We start from the raw sequence: 18,300 nt of genomic DNA on the forward strand, positions 1-18,300 counted from the left end.
TGCGGTGATCGGCGTCACGACGGGCACCGGGTAGGGCCCGTGCGGGCGATCACCGGAAGATGCCCGTGTGCCCGAGCGAGTAGCGGCCCGGCTGCGGATAGACGGCGAGGCCGTGCGGTCCGCGGCCCACGGGGATCTTGGCCAGCGTGCGCCCGTTGCGGGTGTCGATGGCGTACACCTCGGCGTCGTAGCGCCCCGAGAGCCACAGCACCTTGCCATCGGCGGACAGCCCGCCCATGTCCGGGCTGCCGCCGCCGCGGAGGTGCCATTTGCCGACGAGCCGGCCGCTGTCGAAGTCCAGCAGGGAGATCGACCCCTCCTCCCGGTTCGAGATGTACATCGTCCGCGAGTCCCGGCTCACATACAGGCCGTGGGTGCCCTTGCCCGTGTGCAGCAGCCTGGGCTCGGTGAACCGGTCGCCGTTGAGCACCCACACCCCGTCGGACATCATGTCCGCCACGTACCAGGTCCTGCCGTCCGGCGAGATCTTCACGTCCTGCGGCATCGAGCCCTTGCGGGGCAGGCGCTGCTTGCCGATGACCGCCATCCGTGCCGTGTCGACCTTGAGGAGTTCACCGGAGAACTCGCAGGAGACGATGAAGTACCGGCCGTCCGGCGAGAAATCCGCGTGGTTGACCCCGGCGCAGTCGACGGAGAGGGCCTTGCGGACCTTCAGCGTCCTCGGGTCCCGGAAGACCAGCTGGCGGTCCTTGGAGGCCATGACCACCGCGTACTTGCCATCGGGGGTGAAGTAGAGGTTGTACGGGTCGTGCGTGTCGACCGTGCGGCCCTTCTTCCCGGTGGCGGGGTCGATGGCGGTCAGGGTGTTGCCGAGGTCGTTGTTGACCCACAGGGTCTTCAGGTCCCAGGAGGGCACCACGTGCTGCGGCTGCCGCCCCACCCGGATCGTCCGTGTCACCTTGTACGTCCTGGGGTCGATCACACTGACCGTGTCCGACTCGGTGTTGGGCACGTACACCCGCGACGGGAAGTCCCTGACCACCGGAGAGAGCTTGTTCGGCCGGTCCGCGGCGTACAGGTCGCGCGGGTTCAGAACCGGTGGCATCCCGGGCAGCGCGCGTGCCGCGGCGGTGCGGGAGACCTGGGGCGAAGCGCTGTGGTCGGCGCCGGCGTCCGGCGTGTCCTGCCCGCCGCATCCCGCGGCCGGGAGGACGGCGGCGAGGGCCGCGGCGGCCGCGAGGCGTCGCCGGCCCGCCGGCCGCCTCCCGGCGGCGCTTCGCGACGGAAAACGGACCTGGAAGGCGGTACGGAACGCTGCCGGCATCAGGTCATCAGCTCCGTTGTCGTCACCGGGCGCAGACCGCGCCGGTGCAGGCCGTCGAGGATCGCGGGCAGCGCGGCGCGGGTGCCGCCGTGCCCGAAGTGCAGACTGACCACCGAACCGGCGCGGACGCGGTCGAGTACCGCGTCGCGCACCGCGTCCGGCCCCGGGTCCTCGAAATCGTGGGAGTCCACGTCGTACGAGAGGACGTGCGGGTAACCGGCGCGCTGGGCCATGCGGGTGACGAGGCGCGTCGCGGTACGCGCCTGCGACGGCCGGAACCAGCTGCCGATGCCCCCGGTGAGGCGGCGCAGCCGTTCGGCGCACTCGGTGATCTCCGCATACGCGTCGGCGGGCGGCATGGCGCAGACAGCGCGGTGCCGCATGGTGTGATTGCCCAGTTCGTGGCCGCCGTCCAGGACGCGGCGGGCCATCTCGGGGTGCTCATCCAGCCAGGTACCGACGGCGAGGACGGTGACCCGGGCTCCCGACCTCTCGGCTTCGGACAACACCGCGCCGGCGAGCTTCGGATCCCCTTGGCCGTGGAACGTGAGGGCCACCCCGTGCCCGTCCCGCGGCCCGTGCTCGATCTGCCGCGGCGAGCCGGGGAAACGCCGCGGGGACGTCCCGGGAGGGGCGGACGGTGTGGCCGTTGCCGAGCGCGCACCTGAGGGGGCGGCACTGGTGGAAGCGGGCGGCCCGGACGAGGAGGGCGCGGCACCGCGCCCGCAGGCCGCCAGGCTCGTCGTGGCGGCCACGGCACTGCTCGCGGAGCGCAGGACGGCACGCCGGGAGAACGATGGCATACGGGTATTCATGCACGGTTGTGCTACGCGTTCAGCGTTTCACAGCTATTTGGGTGGATCTGCTCGGTGGCGGCACGCTCCCCGGGTGCATGCTCGCCCTATGAGCAACCTCGCAGCACCCGGCACCGTACGGATGGCCACCGCCCAGGGCCGCTGGGTCCTGCTCACGGCCGTCCTCGGCTCGGGCATGGCGATGCTCGACAGTACGGTCGTCAATGTCGCCCTGCCCCGTATCGGCACCGACCTGAACACCCCCTTGGCCGTCCTGCAGTGGACCGTCAACGCCTACCTGCTCACCCTGGCCGCCCTGCTCCTGCTCGGCGGTGCCCTCGGCGACCGCTACGGCCGCCGCCGGATCTTCCTCATCGGCACGGTGTGGTTCGCGGCGGCCTCCCTGCTGTGCGCACTGGCACCCAACGCCGCGGTACTCCTCGCCGCCCGGGCCCTCCAAGGCATCGGCGGCGCCCTGCTCACCCCCGGTTCGCTCGCCCTCATCCAGGCCGTCTTCCACCCCGATGAGCGGTCCCGCGCGGTCGGCGCCTGGTCCGGCCTGGGCGGCGTGGCCACCGCGATCGGCCCCTTCCTCGGCGGCTGGCTGGTGGACGGCCCCGGCTGGCGCTGGGTGTTCTTCCTGAACGTGCCGCTGGCGGCGGTCTGCGTACCCATCGCCGCCCGTCACGTGCCCGAAACCCGTGACCCCACCACTCACGGCCGCTTCGACGCCCTGGGCGCCGCCCTGGGCGCGGCGGCGCTCGGCGCGGTGACCTACGCGCTGATCGCCGCACCCGGCCGGGGCGCGGCACCCGACGTGCTGCTCACCGCGACCGCCGGCGTGCTGCTCGCGGTGGCCTTCCTCCGGGTCGAGCGGCGGCACCCCGACCCCATGCTGCCGCCGTGGCTCTTCACACTGCGGCAGTTCACCGCGGTCAACGCGGTCACCGTCTGCGTCTACGCGGCCTTCGGCGGCTTCTTCTTCCTCACCGTGCTGTACCTACAGGTGGCCGCGGGCTATTCGGCGCTCGCCGCCGGAACCGCGCTGCTCCCCACCACCGTACTGATGCTGCTGCTCTCGGCCCGCTCCGGCGAACTGGCCCGGCACATCGGCCCGCGCATACCGCTGACCCTGGGCCCACTGCTGTGCGCCGCGGGGATGCTGCTGATGACGCGGGCCGGTACCCACGCCTCCTACCGCACCGACGTGCTGCCCGCCGTGACGGTCCTGGGCTGCGGCATGGCACTCCTGGTCGCGCCGCTCACCGCGACCGTACTGGCCTCCGTCGACGTCACCCGTGCCGGACTGGCCAGCGGCGTCAACAACACCGCGGCGCGCGCGGCCGGCCTGCTCGCCGTGGCGGCCCTGCCCCTCCTGGCCGGCATGGGCCCGGAAACATACCTCTCGGCCACCGCGTTCGCCACCGCCTACCGGCGCTCCCTCCTCCTCTGCGCGGCCCTCCTGATCGTGGGCGCGGTCCTCGCCTGGCTCACGGTCAAATCCCGTGCCCCGGACCGCACCCAGTGCACCTACCACCACTGCGGCGTATCAGCCCCGCCCCTCGACCCCGGCACCCCCGCACCGACCCGCACGCGGAAGAGCGGCGATTGACCTAGCGGCGGCCATGCCCCGGAGCGGGGACGCGCAGGGCGCGGAAGTAGTCGTAGGAGACGTGCGCGGTGCGGACCGGGTCGGGCTGCTGGTCCCGCTCGATGACGTAGTGGTGGGCGGGCAGGCGGCGGAGCTGCGCCAGAATGCCGGCGAAGTCGACCGCCCCCTCGCCCAGGTCCGTCTCGATGCTCTCCCGCGGCACGCCGTCCTTGATGTGCAGCATCGGGAACCGCTGTTCGTACGACCGCAGATAAGGCGCCGGATCGGCACCAGCCCGAAGGATCCAGTACAGGTCCATCTCGAACCAGACCAGGTCGGGATCGGTCTCCTCCAGCCACACGTCGAACAGTGGCCGGCCGGTCTGCGGGTCGGTCTGGAACTCGTTGTCGTGGAGGTGCGCGTACCACCGCAGCCCGCGGGATCTGGCTGCCTTGCCCCACTGGTTCATCTCGCGCGCCATGGCGCGGTACCCCTCGGCCGTCTGGGGACCGTCCATGTAGGACACGCCGACGTACTGCTGCCCGAGCGCCAGAGCGTTGTCGAACGTCTGCTGCGCCCGAGCGCCCCGGAAGTCGTCCGGCGCGTGATGGCTGCCGATCACCCGCAGCCCGTTCGCCTCGACGATCCGGTGGAACTGCGCGGCGGTGCGTCCGCCATAGGTGTACGCGGGCTCGATCTCCGCGTATCCGGCCTCGGCGACCATCGCGATGGTGCCCTCGGGGTCGGCATCGAGCATGTCGCGGACCGTGTAGAGCTGGAACCCGATGCGCTCCCTCGGGACGCGCCTCCCTGCTCCGCCGGACGTCGCGCCGATGGCCGGCGAGGCGTACGAACCGAGGGTCAGAGCGGCGGCGGACGCGACCGCGCCCCGGAGGAATCGACGGCGAGCGGCAGACTTTCCATGAGCTGAGTGCATCTTTGTCCCTCTCTCAGCGAAAGTTGAGGAGATGCTATTGAGGGCACTCACAGCGGCACAAGAGTCGTGCCGTGACTCTGACGCCGGTCGACACAGGCGAAGTGCTCTGTCCCGGGCCGACGGCCCCGCCCGCCCTTCAGCTGCGGGCCGACTCCCGCTCGACGCGGGCCCGTTCCTCCGCGTCCGCGTCGAAGCCGACCGGTTCCCAGCGCTTCACGAGGAGCGCGGTCAGGCCGAGGACGGGCGCCGCGAGGATGACCCAGTACACATCCGTGCCGAGGCCGCTGCTGAGGACGGGGAAGAAGAACAGCGTCAGGGTCGAACCGAGCCGCAGCACGGCCTGGTTGAAGCCGATGCTGACGCCGCGCATCGAGGTCGGGAAGCCCAGCGAGGCGTAGCTCATGATGTGCGCGCCAGGGCCGAAGCCCTGGGCGAACATGAAGGCGCCGAGCATGAGGATCCCCGCCGTCACGACGGCCGTCCCGGACGGCTGCCCGATGAGGCCGAGCAGGGTGATGGCGACGAGCTGGATCGCGAAGCCCAGCGTCATCATCGGCCAGGCGCCCTTCGTCGAGGCCCAGCGGATGCCGAGCAGCCCGCCGGTGAGGGCGAACACGAGGTTCAGGGCGAAGGAGGAGGCGATCGTGGTCAGCGGGCCCTGCGTCATCAGCGTGGCGATGATGATCGGCAGCCCGAACGCGACCGCGTTGTAGCCGAAGGTCTCGGCCACGCCGACCGTCACCGACTGGATCGTGCGCGCGCGGTACGGCGGGGTGAAGAGCCGTGCGTACGAGGCGAGCCCGGGCCGGGACGGGCGGGGTGCCGTCGCCGGTACGTCGTCGGCGACGCGCGCGTCCACGCCGTACGACTGCCGCAGGATCTTCGCCGCGCCCGCCAGGTCGCCCTGGTCGGCGGCCCAGGTCGGGGACTCGTTCATGTAGCGCCGGCGCAGCAGCAGTACGAGCAGCGCGGGCACCGCGCCGAAGCCGACGGTGAACCGCCACAGCCAGCCCAACTGGGCATCCGGCAGCAGGAAGTACAGCAGCATGATCACCAGGTAGCAGCCGCTGGTCGCGGCGTACCAGGCGGGCGACCAGGCGGCCGTGCGGGAGCCCTTGCTGCCCTTGCCGCGCAGCCGGGAGAACTCGGCGAGGAACGCGATGGCGACCGGGATGTCCATGCCGACGCCGATGCCCATCACGAAGCGCGCGCCGATCAGCGTCCACGCGTCCTGTGCCACCGCGCATATCAGCGCGGTGACGACGAAGAAGAGCATGTTGGCCATGAAGACCCGGTAGCGGCCGATGCGGTCCACCAGCCAGCCGCCGACCAGCGCGCCCACCAGCGAACCGACGCTGATCGAGGCGGTGACCAGCCCCGCCATGGACGCGCTCAGGCCGAACTGCTTCGTGATGTCGGGCAGCCCGTACGCGAGGGAGCTCAGGTCGTACGCGTCGAGGAAGATGCCGCCGAGCGCGATGATCACGATCATCCTGGCGTGCCGGCCGCGTGCCGTGCCCGAGTTGACCAGATCCGAGACGTCGGCCGCCGAACGGATCAGCACCGTGCCGGACGCCGTCTCCGGCGACGTGGCGGACGGGGGAGGGGTGGAGCTCACGGGTGCCTTCCGGTGCGGTGCGGGGACGTACCGGCGAATCGTATGCACTGTCCGGAATCCGCCCGCGCGAGTGTCCGCATAGCGGGCACTCGCGCGGACAGGGTGCGCTGACGACAGCCTGGTGTCCGTACCGGCCGGAGTCTCCCGGCCGAGTCCTCAGCGCGCGTCGTCCCAGAGATCACACAGGTGATCGGCGTGAAGGGAGGTGGTCACCGCGTTGCCGCCCGCCGAGGCGGTGCGCAGGGAGAGGGCGCGCCCCGGCTCGGTGCGCTGGTCGGGAAGGTCCGGCTCGCCGGTGACGTGCGGGGTGCCGGTGCGGATGAAGGACGTCCAGTAGGCGGTCATCTGCCCGGCCAGTACACGCTGCTCCGCGTTGAGCGGAGCGTGGTGGCCGAAGTGCCGGAAGAGGTACTGCACTTCGTTGACATGGGTCGCGCCGAAGGGGAAGTCGGTGCCGAGGTTGCGCAGCGACTCGAAGGGCGGCGAGGTCCGGTCGGCGAACTCGTACGCGTACACCGGGGTGCGCGCGCCGAGCCGGGCGTCCAGGCGCAGCGCCGGGCAGGCCATCAGCTGGTCGCCGACGGTGGCGGCGTAGGCGAGCGTCGGCGTCGGGTGGTCGGCGAGCGGATAGCGGGCGAGGGCCTTCTCACCGGTCTCCGGGCCGTACGCGGTCCGCAGGGCCTGCGGATACTGGTCGGCGGTGAGGGGCTTTCCTTGCGCGTCGTAGCTGCTGAAGGCGAAGAGGGTGCCTTCGTCGCGGTTGGCGCCGTTGATCACCGGTACCTTCGCGTAGCGGCCGCTCGCGAAGGCGGCGGCGGGCTGTTCGGGGAGGAAGGAGCCGCCCGTCACCGGCCCCCAGTCGTGGCCCGCCTGAGCGGCCAGAATGTCCTTCGCGGGCGTGCGGCGCAGACACGCCACCGCCGTCCGCGGGTCGTCGCAGCCGACAGCGGCGGCGAAGTCCGTGCCGTCGGCGTCGGCGGCACGGCGCGTACGGGCGCCGCAGTCGTCGTAGGCGCCGCTCTGGATGATCGCGCGGTGGAACAGGCCACGCGCGGTGGGCGAGGCGAGGTGGGTGCAGACGGAACGGCCGCCGGCCGATTCGCCCGCGATGGTCACCCGGTCCGGATCGCCGCCGAACCGCGCGATGTTGGCGCGCACCCAACGCACCGCAGCCTGCTGGTCCTGCATGCCGAAGTTCCCGGAGGTGCGGTCCCCGCTCTCCTCGTCCAGGCCCGGCGTGGCGAGGAACCCCATCGCGCCGAGGCGGTAGTTGAGGGTGACGGCGACGATCGAGCCCTTGGCGGCGAAGGCGTCGGGGACGACGTCGGCGCCCGCGCCGCCGGTGAGCCCGCCGCCGTGGAGCCACACCATGACCGGGAGTTTCCGGTCGGAACGGGCGGCGGCGGGGCTGTAGACGTTGAGGTTGAGACAGTCCTCGGTGTGAGTGGGCTGTTCATAGCCGGGGTCCCAGCCGGCGGACTGGACGCAGCGGTGGCCGAAGGCGGTGGCGTCACGTACCCCGGACCAGGGAGCCACGGCCTTCGGGGCCCGCCAGCGCAGCGCACCGACGGGCGGGGCGGCATACGGGATGCCGAGGAACTGGCGCCCCTCCGAGGTCGCCTCGCCCCGCACCCAGCCCTGCTGGGTGCGCACGGTGGTGTCCGGTTGTGGTTGTGGTGCCGCGGCGCCTGCCTGCGGTGCGGCGAGCGCGAGCAGTGCGCCCGTCAGCAGGGCGGTGCAAGCACGGCGCCATCGGGTGGTGAGCATGGGCGGCCCTTTCAGCGGACGGTGGCGGTGGTGGTGAGGCGCAGGTCGCCGGCCGACGCTCCGGCCCGGACGGTGCGGCGGCCGGTGCCCAGGACCCAACGGTGCCGGTCGGGATCCCAGGAGGACAGGGTGCGTGCGTCGACGCGGATCACGACCTCGCGGGCCTCGCCCGGCTTCAGCTCGACCCGCTCGTACCCGATCAGGGCCTTCTTCGCCTGACGCAGCTTCAGGTCGGGCGACGGACCGGCATAGACCTGTACGACATCGCGGCCGTGGCGGCGGCCGGTGTTGCGGACGGTGCAGCGGACGCGGAGACCGTGCCCGTCGCTCTCCGCCCGCAGGCCGGAGTAGCTGAAGTCGGTGTACGAGAGCCCGTGGCCGAAGGGGAACAGGGGCTCGACGCCTTCCTCGTCGTACCAGCGGTAGCCGAGGTGAATGCCTTCCGAGTAGCGCTCCTCGCCGTTGACGCCGGGATAGCGGTGGGCGTCCCCGGCGACGGGGTGCCGGTCGTCGGAGACCGGGAACGTCTGGGTGAGCCGGCCGCACGGGTTGGCGTCGCCGAACAGCAGGGCCGCGGTGGCGGCCGCGCCCTCCTGGCCCGGGTACCACATCTGCAGGACGGCGGGGACGCGCCGCAACCACGGCATGCTCACGCACGACGAGGTGTTGAGCACCACAACGGTATTCGGGTTGGCCCTGGCGACCGCTTCGATGAGGGCGTTCTGGTGGCCGGGCAGGGCGATGGTGGAGCGGTCCTGGCCCTCGGTGGCGTCCTCGTACGCGAAGAGCACCACGCTGCGGGCGCCGCGCGCGGCCTTCACGGCCTCGGCGACATCGGCGGCGCGGGTGGCACGAGTGATCCGGTTGAGCCGGAAGGTGAGGCCGTCACCGCCGCCCTCGGCGAGCACGCTGAGCCGGTGCCTGCCCGCGCCGAGCCGCACGGTCTTCCGGCGGACATGGAGGCCGTCGGGGGCCTCGGAGACGAGGGCGCCGCTGAAGGACTCGCCCCAGCCGGGAGCCTGCGGAAAGAGCTCGATCCCGTCGAGGGCGACCTTGGGACGGTTGGTGTGCTCGCCCGTGTAGTGGAGGACGAAGGTCCACTCGTCGTCCTCGTCCAGGGTGAGCTCCCCGTCGTACGTGTACGTCGCGTCGGCGGCGACCGTACGGTCGAGGGAGGCGGCGGGCGACAGTGCCTCGGCGGGCAGCCGCTTGCCGTACAGGTCCTCGCCCAGGGCATGGGTGACGTGGGCCCCGCGCCCGGCCCGCGCGCGGAGGGCGTCGAGCGGGCTGTCGGCGTGGTCCGGTATCACGTGCGCACTGCCGCCGCCGCTGACGAACGGCAGGGTGCCGGTCGGGCCGATCACCGCGATGCTGCGCGCGTCCGGTCCGGTGAGCGGCAGCGCACCGTGCTCGTTGCGGAGCAGAACGCCGCCCTGGAGGGCGATCTCGCGTGCCGTACGGGCACCTGCCCGGGCGTCGCGGTCAGGACGCGCCGGGGCGCTGCCGTCGAGCAGCCCGAAGCGGTCCATCACGGAGAGGATGCGGCGCACGGAGCGGTCGACGAGCGCCTCGGGCACGCGCCCCTCGCCGACGGCCTTCTTGAGCGCCGCGCCGAAGTACTTGCCGTCCGGCATCTCCATGTCGAGCCCTGCGGCGATCGAGGCGACGGTGCTGTGGGCCGCGAACCAGTCGGTCATCACCCAGCCCTCGAAACCCCATTGCCCGCGCAGGATGTCGGTGAGCAGGTCCGGGTTCTCGCAGGCGAAGGTGCCATTGACCTTGTTGTACGCGCCCATGACCGCGCCGGCGCCGGCGGTGACGGCGGCTTCGAAACCGCGGAGTTCGGCCTCGTGCATGGTCCGCTCGTCGGCCACGACGTTGATCGAGTTGCGTTCGTACTCCTGGTTGTTCAGGGCGAAGTGCTTGACCGTCGCGATGAGGCCCTGATCCTGGATGCCGCGGATCTCGGCGGCCACCATGTCGCTCGCGAGCAGCGGATCCTCGCTGAACGTCTCGAAGTTGCGTCCCGCGTACGGGGTACGGATGAGGTTGACCATCGGCGACAGCAGGACATCCTGGCCGAGCGCGCGGCCCTCGCGGCCGATGACCCGGCCGTACTCCTGGGCGAGAGTGGTGTCGAAGGTCGAGGCGAGGGCGATGGGCGCGGGGAGCGCGGTGGCGTGGGCGGTGACGCGGACGCCGGCCGGCCCGTCCGCGAGCCGCAGCGGAGGGATGCCGAGGCGGGGCACGCCGGGTATGTAGCCGGCCTGGCCGAGGTCGGCGGGGTCGGTCGCGCCGTGCAGGAACGTCAGCTTCTCGTCGAGGCTGAGCCTGCCGAGCAGCGACTCGACGCGCCGGCCCGCGGCCCGGCCGGGGGCGCGGGTGCCGAGGGCGGTCGCGCGGGGCGGGGCGGTCAGGCCGGTGGTGGCCGCGGCCGCGACAGCGATCGCTCCGCCGAGGAGGCGGAGCGTGGACCGACGGGAGACGGATTCGGGCATGGTCCGTTACTCCTTCTCCGCGCGGGCACGACGAAGCGCCCCGTGCGCGGTGTGCGGGTAAGAGGGGGAAGAAAGCCGTACGAGCAGCTATGGAGTTACAACTACTGAACGCATGGAACGCACTGATGGGCGACGGCCGGCCGGCTCCCGCGGGCTCGCCCTGCCCACAGGTGTACTGGCTGACCATCAGGCGATAAAAGTTGCATCGGAAAGCTACGGCCGCAGTCCAAGTCGGTCAATAAGTTGAACAAGAAAACTTTGGGCCCGAATAAGCGTCGTTGTATGAGCCATAGCGCTGATCGCATCGGTCCTCACCCCTGGACTTTGACCGGGCAGGTTCGCGGCGGGATGAACCGTCGCCTCCGCGTTACGCTGCCGGGAGATGAGCTATCCGCTGTGCACGGGGGAGCAGGGAGGCGCGCTCCAATGCCGGATTCGGTGGACAAGCAGCGGCGTCCTGCGCTGCCTCAGGAGCCTCCGGATGAACTCCTCGACGAGTTGCAGTCCCGGCTGGACTCCGCCAGGGCGATGCACGACCGCATGCAGAGCCTGCTGGACGCCGTGTTGAGCGTCGGCGGTGACCTGGACGTGGAGCGGGTGCTGCGGCACATCGTCGAGGCCGCGGTGGTGCTGGCCGACGCGGAGTACGGCGCGCTGGGCGTGATCGAGAACGGCAGGCGCCTGTCACGGTTCCTGACCGTCGGCATCTCGGACGAACTCACCGCGAAGATCGGCCCGTTGCCGTCCGAGCACGGCATCCTCGGCGAGCTGATCCGGCACCCGGAACCCTTGCGTCTGACCGATCTGACCGAGCACCCCGACAGGTACGGGTTCCCCCCGAACCATCCGCCGATGCGGACGTTCCTCGGGGTGCCGATCCGGGTCCGCAACGAGGTCTTCGGCAACCTCTACCTCACCGACAAGCGGGGCGGTGCACGGTTCGACGCCGACGACGAAGCCATGCTGTCGATGCTGGCGTTCGCCGCGGGCGTGGCCATCGACAACGCCCGGCTCCACCACGAGAGCCGCAGGCGGGAGCAGTGGCTGGAAGCCCTCGGTGAGATCACCCGAGTCCTGCTCTCCGGGGCCGATACCCGTGAGGCGCTGGCTCTGATTGCCTGCCGCATCGGAGAGCTCGCCGACGCGGACTCCGTGGCCGTCTACCTTCCGGACGTGAGCACGGGTGAGTTGACGGCAGTGGTCGTGCACGGCACGGATTCCGAACACCTCACCGGCTCTGTGGTGCCGCGGCACGGGTCACTCGCCGGGCTGGCGGCCCGTACCGGGGAGCCGGTGGTCAGCGCCGACATGACCACCGATCCGAGGGCTTTCGGGTTGCGGGCGGAGGCTCAGGACACGGGCCCGGCGGTCGCCGTTCCGCTGCTGAGGGAGGAACAGGAGGCGGGATCGCTGCGCCTGAGCCGTGCGCCGGGGCGCCGGCGGTTCTCCGAGAGCGACGTCGCGCTGATCTCCGGCTTCGCGGAGCAGGCCGCGCTCGCTCTCGAACTGGACCGCAGGCGCCGCGAGTCGGAACAGATGGAGGCCTTGCGGGAGCGGGACCGCATCGCCCGGGACCTGCACGACCTGGCCATACAACGCCTGTTCGCCACGGGGATGACGCTGCAGAGCGCCGGCCGGCTGATCGAGCGGCCGGAAGCGGCGCTCCGTGTGTGCCGGGCGGTGGACGACCTGGACGAGACGATCAAGATCATCCGTTCCACCATCTTCGGCCTGCGGACGGCCTCGGACGACAGGGCCGGCGCCGGCCTCCGGCGGCGCATCCTCGACGTGGTGGCGACAGCGGGCGAGGCGCTCGGGTTCGCGCCGTCGCTGCGCATGGAGGGCCCGGTCGACACGGACGTGCCCGCGTCGGTGGCCGAGGATGTCATCGCGGTACTCAGCGAAGCGCTGAGCAACGCCACCCGGCACGCGGCCGCCCACAAGGTGGACGTGGCCCTGACCGTGGCGGACGACATCGTCCTCGGTGTCACGGACGACGGGGTGGGGCTGGAGTGCGGTCCGACGACGAGCGGTGGCCTGGACAACATGCGTGCCCGGGCCGAACTGCTCGGCGGCGGCATGCGACTGGAAACCCCGCCCGACGGCGGCACGCGCGTCATCTGGCACGTACCCCTGAGCCGGTGACACCGAACTGCCGGGCGCGCGGGCCGTTCCGTACGAGACCGTTCCGTGCGGAACCGCTCCGTACGGGGCCGCTCGGTACGGGACCGCTCCGTACGGGACCGAGGCGTGCCCGTGCCCCGTGCCGGTTCCCCGCACCGCTACCTACACCTACGTACCTGGGTGCTCCTCCCTCTCGCGTCGCAGACGCTCGGCCCATGATGCCCTCGTGGTCCCCGCTGTCCGCCGTGGAGCCCAGACGCACGTCGAGCACCGCGACATCCGGGCGCAGCGCGGGCCCGCGGGCGAGCGCCTGGCGGGCATCGGCCGCGTCACCGACCACTGTGATGTCCGGCTCGGAGTCGAGCAGATCGCGCAGCCCCCTGCGGACGACCTCGTGGTCGTCGAGCAGGAAGACCCGGATGCGGCGGTCGTCACCGGCTGTCGATGCGGTGTTCATGCGGCTCGGCTCCGTTCCTGGGTGTCGCTTCCGCTCCGCGAGGGGTCGGTCAACCCCTTCGCAAGGCGGCGGTCAACCGCCTCGCAGGGTGGAGAGGCGGCGTCGGTACTCCTCCTCGTCCATCTCCCCGCGCGCGAAGCGTTCCGCCAGCACCTGTTCGGGTGCCTGGTGGACCGGCGGCGCCTGGTTGCCCGGGCGGCTGCGGGCCAAGTGACGTACGAGGAAGGCCACCCCCACGATCAGCATCCCCCAGAAGAGGACTTGGACAATCATGACGACGTAACCCCAACCGCTCATGCCGTATCCATAGCCGTACATCACGTCACTCATCACTCCTCACCCATCTCTCGTCGCTCATGGCCTTGCTGACACGTCGTCAGCGCGCATCCGCGGACACCGTGCGAAGCGCGTCCGTCCCGGCCGTCCCGGCCGTCCCGGCCGGTCAGGAGCGGTTCGGCCCGGTGCCAGCCGAGGACCAGGCCGTCCCGGCACAGCGGGGCCGGGCCGAGCCGGCCGTGACCGCACTCGCCGGTTCCACAGCGCATGTCGTGTGCGAGCGAGACGCGGATACGGTGCGCCGGTACCCCGCGGCCGACCAGCTCGCGGGCGGTCGAGCGGATCATCGGCTCCGGCCCGCAGACGTAGGCGACGGTGTGGGCGGGCTGGAAGACGGCCCGGTCCAGCAGCCGGTCGACCACGCCCACCGAGCCGCGCCAGCCCGGCGCCGGGCGGTCCACCGTGACCGCCACGTCCGCCGCTGCTTTCCAGACCTTCGTCTGCAGCTTGTACAGCAGGTCCGCCGGGGTCCGTGCCCCGATCAGGACGCTCAGCGTGCCGAAGTACCGCGGATCGGCCAGGACTTCGAGCACGACCGTCCGCAGCGGTGCCAGCCCGGTGCCGCCGGCGACCACCAGCACGTCCCTGCCCTCCGCCGCCGCCAGATCCCAGCCGGTGCCGAAGGGGCCCCGCACGCCGACGGTGTCGCCCGTGCGCAGGGAACACAGCGCGTCGGAGACGGGGCCGACCGTCCGTACGGTGTGGATGAGCGTGTTCTCCCCGAGCGGCAGGCCCGAGACCGGCACCGGCATCGCACCGATGCCGAAGGCGTACAGCATCGCGAACTGACCCGGCACGAAGCGCGGCAGGGCCGGCCCGACGGGCGTCAGCTTGAACGTCGTGGTGTCGGCGGTCTCGGGAAACCGCCGAACCACTCGGTACGGGACCGGGGCCGACGGCGCACGGACCATCCTGGCGTGCGGAGTTTCCACACCGACGGGCATCACACACCACTCCCGTACGGCCCGTAGAGGTCCAGCAGCCGAGTACGCGCGCATTGCAGCCGTTGGCCGATCACCTCGGCGCAGACCAGTATGAAAGCGTGTCCCAGGCGAGGGTTCTCGTGGCACAGCCCGCGGACGGCTTCCGCATCGAACTCCCAGGCCCGTACGGTACTGAGTGCCGCCGCGCCCAAGTGCCAGCTGCGCGGCGGGAACAGCCAGGACCAGCCCAGCAGGTCCCCGCTCCCCAACGTCTCGATCACCGCGGGGCGACGGCCCGGGGCGCGGAGATCGAGCTGCACGGTACCGCTGCGAATGATCCAGAAGCGGTCGGCCTTCCAGCCCTCCTCGAAAATGCGGGCGCCTGCGTGGAAGGACACGTCGCGGCCCAGCGACATCAACTTGCGGCGGTGCTCAGCGGGGAGCACCCCGAGCCGCCCCGTCACGCTTGTCATCGGTCCCCGCCGCCTTCCTGTCCGTCGTATCGCACGGGGGATGGCGTCCAGCTGGACATGGTGCCGGTCATCGTCCACCACGGCCTCCGCCCCACTGCCCGGTCACTCCCAGAGTCCTCCGCGCTACCCCTCTTCAGCCACGGGCCGAAGAGCCCTCCCCGGGGCCGATCAGCCCGATTCGGCGGTCGTGGGTTCGCACGCGGGTGCACCCATGCCAGGAAATCGCCAGTACCGCTCGACCTCGGCCCCCACCCACGGCCAACCATGGGCTCCAGCATGGCCGTGGGTGGGCCGTGGCGGTCCACCCACGCTCAATGGGGCTTCAGCCGATACTCAATCAGGCTGCGGGCGGTCGAGGGCGTATGTGATGCCGGTGTCGAGGTCGGTTCCGTGGCCGGTGTGGAACGCGGTCTTGTAGGCGTGGTCGCCCAGCGCGTCGTGGACCTGCTGCTCGCAGGAGCGGCGGGCGGCGACAAAGGGCGGGATGCCCGCCTGGGGCCGGCCGATGGTGTCCCAGATGTGCTGGGCCAGCCCGAGCAGCCAGGCGGCGTGCTCTCTCTGCCCAGTGGCGCCGCTGGCCACCGCGAGCACGTCGACGGCCAGGGCGCACCCCAGGCTGTCGTGCAGCCGCTGCTTGACCTCCAGGGCCGCCTGCGCGTGCCACAGCGCGGTCTCGGGCCGACCGCAGGCCAGTTCGGCATGGGCGCGCATGACGTCGCCGTAGGAACGCTGCCATTGTTCGCCGTACCGCCCGCACTCGGTGCGCATGGCCTCGAGCATGGCGATGGCTTCGTCGGGACGGCCGTCGGCGGTGAGCGCGATGCCGGCCAGTATCCGGGCCAGGAGCCTCGGGAGGGTGAGCGGCTCGTCGAGCTCGCCGTCCGCTCGTGATGTGGCGGCGAGCAGATGTTCCGACAGGGAGTACACCCGCCCCCGGTCGCCGAGCATCGTGGCCGCACACAGCAAGCAGCCCTGGGCGTTGGCGGCCGCGTCGGTGTCGCCGAGCCGTTCGGCCTCGGCGAGGCACTGGTCGGCCCAGGCCGTGCCGGCCGCGGTGTCGCCCTGGCACAACAGGACCATGCTGCAGACCCACAGGGCCTTGTTACGGGCCGGGCTCGGGTCGCTGCCGAGGGCGAGCGCCCGTTCCAGGTAGTGCTGTCCTTCCTTGAGGTGTCCGCAGGGGTACCAGAAGAACCACAGTGCCCCGGCCAGTTCCAGCGCGGTGGGCCCGTCCTGCCGGGCCAGGGTGTACTCCAGCGCAGTACGGAAGTTGGCGTGCTCGCTGGTCGCCCGGTCGTACCAGGCGTATTGGTCGGGGCCGATCCAGGCGGCGTCGCCGCGGAGGGCCAGTGCGAGGTAGAAGTACCGGTGGCGGTGGCGCAGCCGGTCCTCCTCGCCAAGGCGGCGCAGCCAGGTCGCGCCGTACTCGCGGATGGTGTCGAGCATGCGGTAGCGCTCTCCGCCCGCGGTCGGCACCCGGATCAGGATCGACTTCTCCGCCAAAGCGCTCAGCAGGCCGGGGATTTCCTCGTACGGAAGGTGCGCGCCGGCGCAGACCCGGCTTGCTGCCCCGGCCTCGAAGGTGCCGGCGAAGACGGACAGCCGGGCCCACAACAGCCGCTCGGCCGGGGTGCACAGTTCGTGGCTCCAGCCGATGGCGGTGAGCAGGGCCCGGTGCCATGGGGGTCGCTCCCCGCTCACGAGGGTCGCCCCGCTTGAGCGAAGCCGGGGGTGGGGGAGAAGCCCAGAGCTTGGGGGAGGCGCGGCGTCGGTGGTGACGTCGTCGGTGTTGCCGAGGATGGCGAACCGATCGTCGAGCTTCTCGGCCAACTCCCGTACGGACAGCTCGCGCAGCCGGGCCGCGGCCAGTTCCAGGGCCAGCGGCAGGCCCTCCAGCCGCCGGCACAGCCCCAGCACATCGGCCCGGTTGATGTCGGTGATCTCGAAGCCCGGTACGGCCTGGGCGGCCCGCTCGGCCAGCAGCACCACTGCGTCTGCCCCGGCCGCCGCACCGTCGTCCGTCCCCGGCACCGGTAGCGGGTCGATCATCACCAGCCGTTCGTCCGCCATGCCCAGCGGACGGCGGCTGGTGACGAGTATCCGCAGCCCGGGGGCAGCCGTCAGCAGGGTCCGGGCGGCTACTGCGCAGGCGTCGACGAGGTGCTCGCAGGTGTCCAGTACGAGCAGCAGCTCCCGGTCGGCCAGGTACTCGCCCACCACATCGATCATCGGGCGGGTGATCTCGTTGGGTACCGACAGCGCCTGGCCGATCGCATACGGCAGCAGCGCACCTTCTCGAAGGGGCGACAGCTCGACCCACCAGGCCCCGTCGCGGAAGGACGGCCGCAGCCCGGCCGCAGCCGCCTGCGCCAGCCGGGTCTTCCCGACCCCGCCGACCCCGGTGAGGGTCACCAGCCGTGACCGTGCCTCCCCCTCGTACAGCCGCTGGATCTCCGCCAGTTCCGTACGGCGCCCGACCAGACCGGTCTTCGGTACGGGAAGGCTTCCGGCGAGGTGTGCGGGCTGATTCTCGGGCAGGTCGCCGGATACGTTCCCCGCCTGCCATGCGTCACCGGTCACGATGGTCCGTCCTTCGCCCGTGCGTCCTTCGCCCTTTCGGTGCCCCTGTAGGCGCACCGCAGGGACAGCCTGCGGCAGCCTTTCGACTCCTGCTGCTCTGCATGACCATTGACGGGAAAATGACCGTTAGTGACGCTTACGGATCGTGGCGGATCGAAGGGTGGACGGGGTGGATATCGAAGGGTGGCGGGGTGGATAACCGGGGTGGATAACGTGGACGAGCGGGGGTGGCTGAGGGCGTGTGTCTGCAAGTGGAGGAAACGACGGGCGTCCGGATGAACCGGATGAAGGAGCCGTGTCGTACGTCGTTCGCACCACGCGCTCCGTACTGGCATGCGTGAATTCGCGGCCCACTGGGATAGTTGTCTCCACGGCGCGGCGTTCTCGGGCGACAGGCCGAGTCGGCCGGCTGCATGGGGGCGAGATGAAGATACCCCTGGCGGACGCGGTGGCAGCACTGCGCGACGAGCTTCTGGAGGCCGTCGGGCGCGGGGCAGGCCAGGACCTGGCCTTCAAGGTCGGACCGGTGGAGCTGGAGTTCACCGTCGAGCTGCGTGAGGACGTGAAGGCCAAGGGCGGATTCACGGCGTGGGTGGTATCCGCCGGGGCGGAGGCAGGGGTTGCGCGCGGAGATGCCCAGCGGGTGATGGTCACTCTCACTCCCCAGGGCCCCGGTGGCGGTGACCTGCTGGTTCACGGGGATTCCGAGCGTCGCGGCAAGGGGCCTGGGCCCACCTCCGCGTACGAGCGCGGCTCATCCGGTGGCGCGAACGAGTGCGGGCCGCTCCGTCATCCGGGAGCCGCCGGGGTCCTCATCTTCGACGAGACCGGGGATCTGGAGAAAGGCCAGGCCACGGCAGGAGTCGGAAGACAGTGCACCGCGCACGCCTCGAACTCATGAAATGACTGTGCGTATC

The 18,300-nt window shown here is 71.4% G+C and carries 13 protein-coding genes and 1 pseudogene; 3 read left to right on the forward strand and 11 right to left on the reverse strand.

Going from position 1 to position 18,300, the window contains the following annotated elements; translation table 11 throughout:
* Positions 1 to 49 precede the first annotated feature (49 nt).
* Both ABT381_RS00170 and ABT381_RS00175 read right to left on the reverse strand, forming a co-directional pair.
* Positions 50 to 1,285, reverse strand: coding sequence for a YncE family protein (locus tag ABT381_RS00170; RefSeq protein WP_351585878.1), 1,236 nt, complete (start codon positions 1,283 to 1,285; stop codon positions 50 to 52).
* Complete coding sequence (locus ABT381_RS00175) at positions 1,285 to 2,088, reverse strand: polysaccharide deacetylase family protein (protein WP_467754511.1); 804 nt, start codon at positions 2,086 to 2,088, stop codon at positions 1,285 to 1,287. Before ABT381_RS00175 ends, ABT381_RS00170 begins: the two co-directional genes overlap by 1 nt.
* 100 nt (positions 2,089 to 2,188) lie before the next feature.
* Here ABT381_RS00175 and ABT381_RS00180 point away from each other — a divergent pair, with 100 nt between their 5' ends.
* Positions 2,189 to 3,691 (forward strand): MFS transporter, encoded by a 1,503-nt coding sequence (locus ABT381_RS00180; protein WP_351585882.1) that lies wholly within the window; start codon positions 2,189 to 2,191, stop codon positions 3,689 to 3,691.
* A 1-nt stretch (position 3,692) separates the two neighbouring features.
* On the opposite strand, the gene ABT381_RS00185 is transcribed toward ABT381_RS00180, so the two are convergent.
* From ABT381_RS00185 to ABT381_RS00200, 4 genes are all read right to left on the reverse strand, one after another.
* Positions 3,693 to 4,427, reverse strand: a complete 735-nt coding sequence (locus ABT381_RS00185; RefSeq protein ID WP_351585884.1) for a sugar phosphate isomerase/epimerase family protein — start codon at positions 4,425 to 4,427, stop codon at positions 3,693 to 3,695.
* A gap of 316 nt (positions 4,428 to 4,743) precedes the next feature.
* Positions 4,744 to 6,225, reverse strand: a complete 1,482-nt coding sequence (locus ABT381_RS00190; protein WP_351585886.1) for an MFS transporter — start codon at positions 6,223 to 6,225, stop codon at positions 4,744 to 4,746.
* Between the two features lie 156 nt (positions 6,226 to 6,381).
* Positions 6,382 to 7,992: a carboxylesterase/lipase family protein gene (locus ABT381_RS00195; RefSeq protein WP_351585888.1), complete on the reverse strand. Its 1,611-nt coding sequence runs from the start codon at positions 7,990 to 7,992 to the stop codon at positions 6,382 to 6,384.
* 11 nt (positions 7,993 to 8,003) lie between these two features.
* The gene (locus ABT381_RS00200; RefSeq protein ID WP_351585891.1) at positions 8,004 to 10,490 is read right to left on the reverse strand and encodes a beta-glucosidase family protein; all 2,487 of its coding nucleotides are present in this window, start codon (positions 10,488 to 10,490) and stop codon (positions 8,004 to 8,006) included.
* A gap of 426 nt (positions 10,491 to 10,916) precedes the next feature.
* On the opposite strand from ABT381_RS00200, the gene ABT381_RS00205 reads away from it, so the two are divergent.
* The gene (locus tag ABT381_RS00205; RefSeq protein WP_351585893.1) at positions 10,917 to 12,635 is read left to right on the forward strand and encodes a sensor histidine kinase; all 1,719 of its coding nucleotides are present in this window, start codon (positions 10,917 to 10,919) and stop codon (positions 12,633 to 12,635) included.
* Between the two features lie 196 nt (positions 12,636 to 12,831).
* Here the strand turns inward: ABT381_RS00205 and ABT381_RS00210 are convergent.
* The 5 genes and pseudogenes from ABT381_RS00210 to ABT381_RS00230 form a co-directional block, all read right to left on the reverse strand.
* Positions 12,832 to 13,071, reverse strand: a pseudogene (locus ABT381_RS00210) (response regulator transcription factor); the annotation flags it as partial.
* Between the two features lie 72 nt (positions 13,072 to 13,143).
* Positions 13,144 to 13,401, reverse strand: a complete 258-nt coding sequence (locus tag ABT381_RS00215; protein ID WP_351585895.1) for an SHOCT domain-containing protein — start codon at positions 13,399 to 13,401, stop codon at positions 13,144 to 13,146.
* Positions 13,401 to 14,318: an FAD/NAD(P)-binding protein gene (locus ABT381_RS00220; protein ID WP_351586192.1), complete on the reverse strand. Its 918-nt coding sequence runs from the start codon at positions 14,316 to 14,318 to the stop codon at positions 13,401 to 13,403. Before ABT381_RS00220 ends, ABT381_RS00215 begins: the two co-directional genes overlap by 1 nt.
* Before the next feature lie 32 nt (positions 14,319 to 14,350).
* Positions 14,351 to 14,803: a cyclic nucleotide-binding domain-containing protein gene (locus ABT381_RS00225; RefSeq protein ID WP_351585897.1), complete on the reverse strand. Its 453-nt coding sequence runs from the start codon at positions 14,801 to 14,803 to the stop codon at positions 14,351 to 14,353.
* Between the two features lie 333 nt (positions 14,804 to 15,136).
* Complete coding sequence (locus tag ABT381_RS00230; protein WP_351585899.1) at positions 15,137 to 17,383, reverse strand: ATP-binding protein; 2,247 nt, start codon at positions 17,381 to 17,383, stop codon at positions 15,137 to 15,139.
* 424 nt (positions 17,384 to 17,807) lie between these two features.
* Here ABT381_RS00230 and ABT381_RS00235 point away from each other — a divergent pair, with 424 nt between their 5' ends.
* A complete protein-coding gene (locus tag ABT381_RS00235; RefSeq protein WP_351585901.1) occupies positions 17,808 to 18,284 on the forward strand; it encodes a trypco2 family protein in 477 nt (158 codons plus the stop codon).
* Positions 18,285 to 18,300 lie beyond the last annotated feature (16 nt).

The organism is Streptomyces sp. NPDC000151 (assembly GCF_040301705.1).
Taxonomy (GTDB): Bacteria; Actinomycetota; Actinomycetes; order Streptomycetales; family Streptomycetaceae; genus Streptomyces.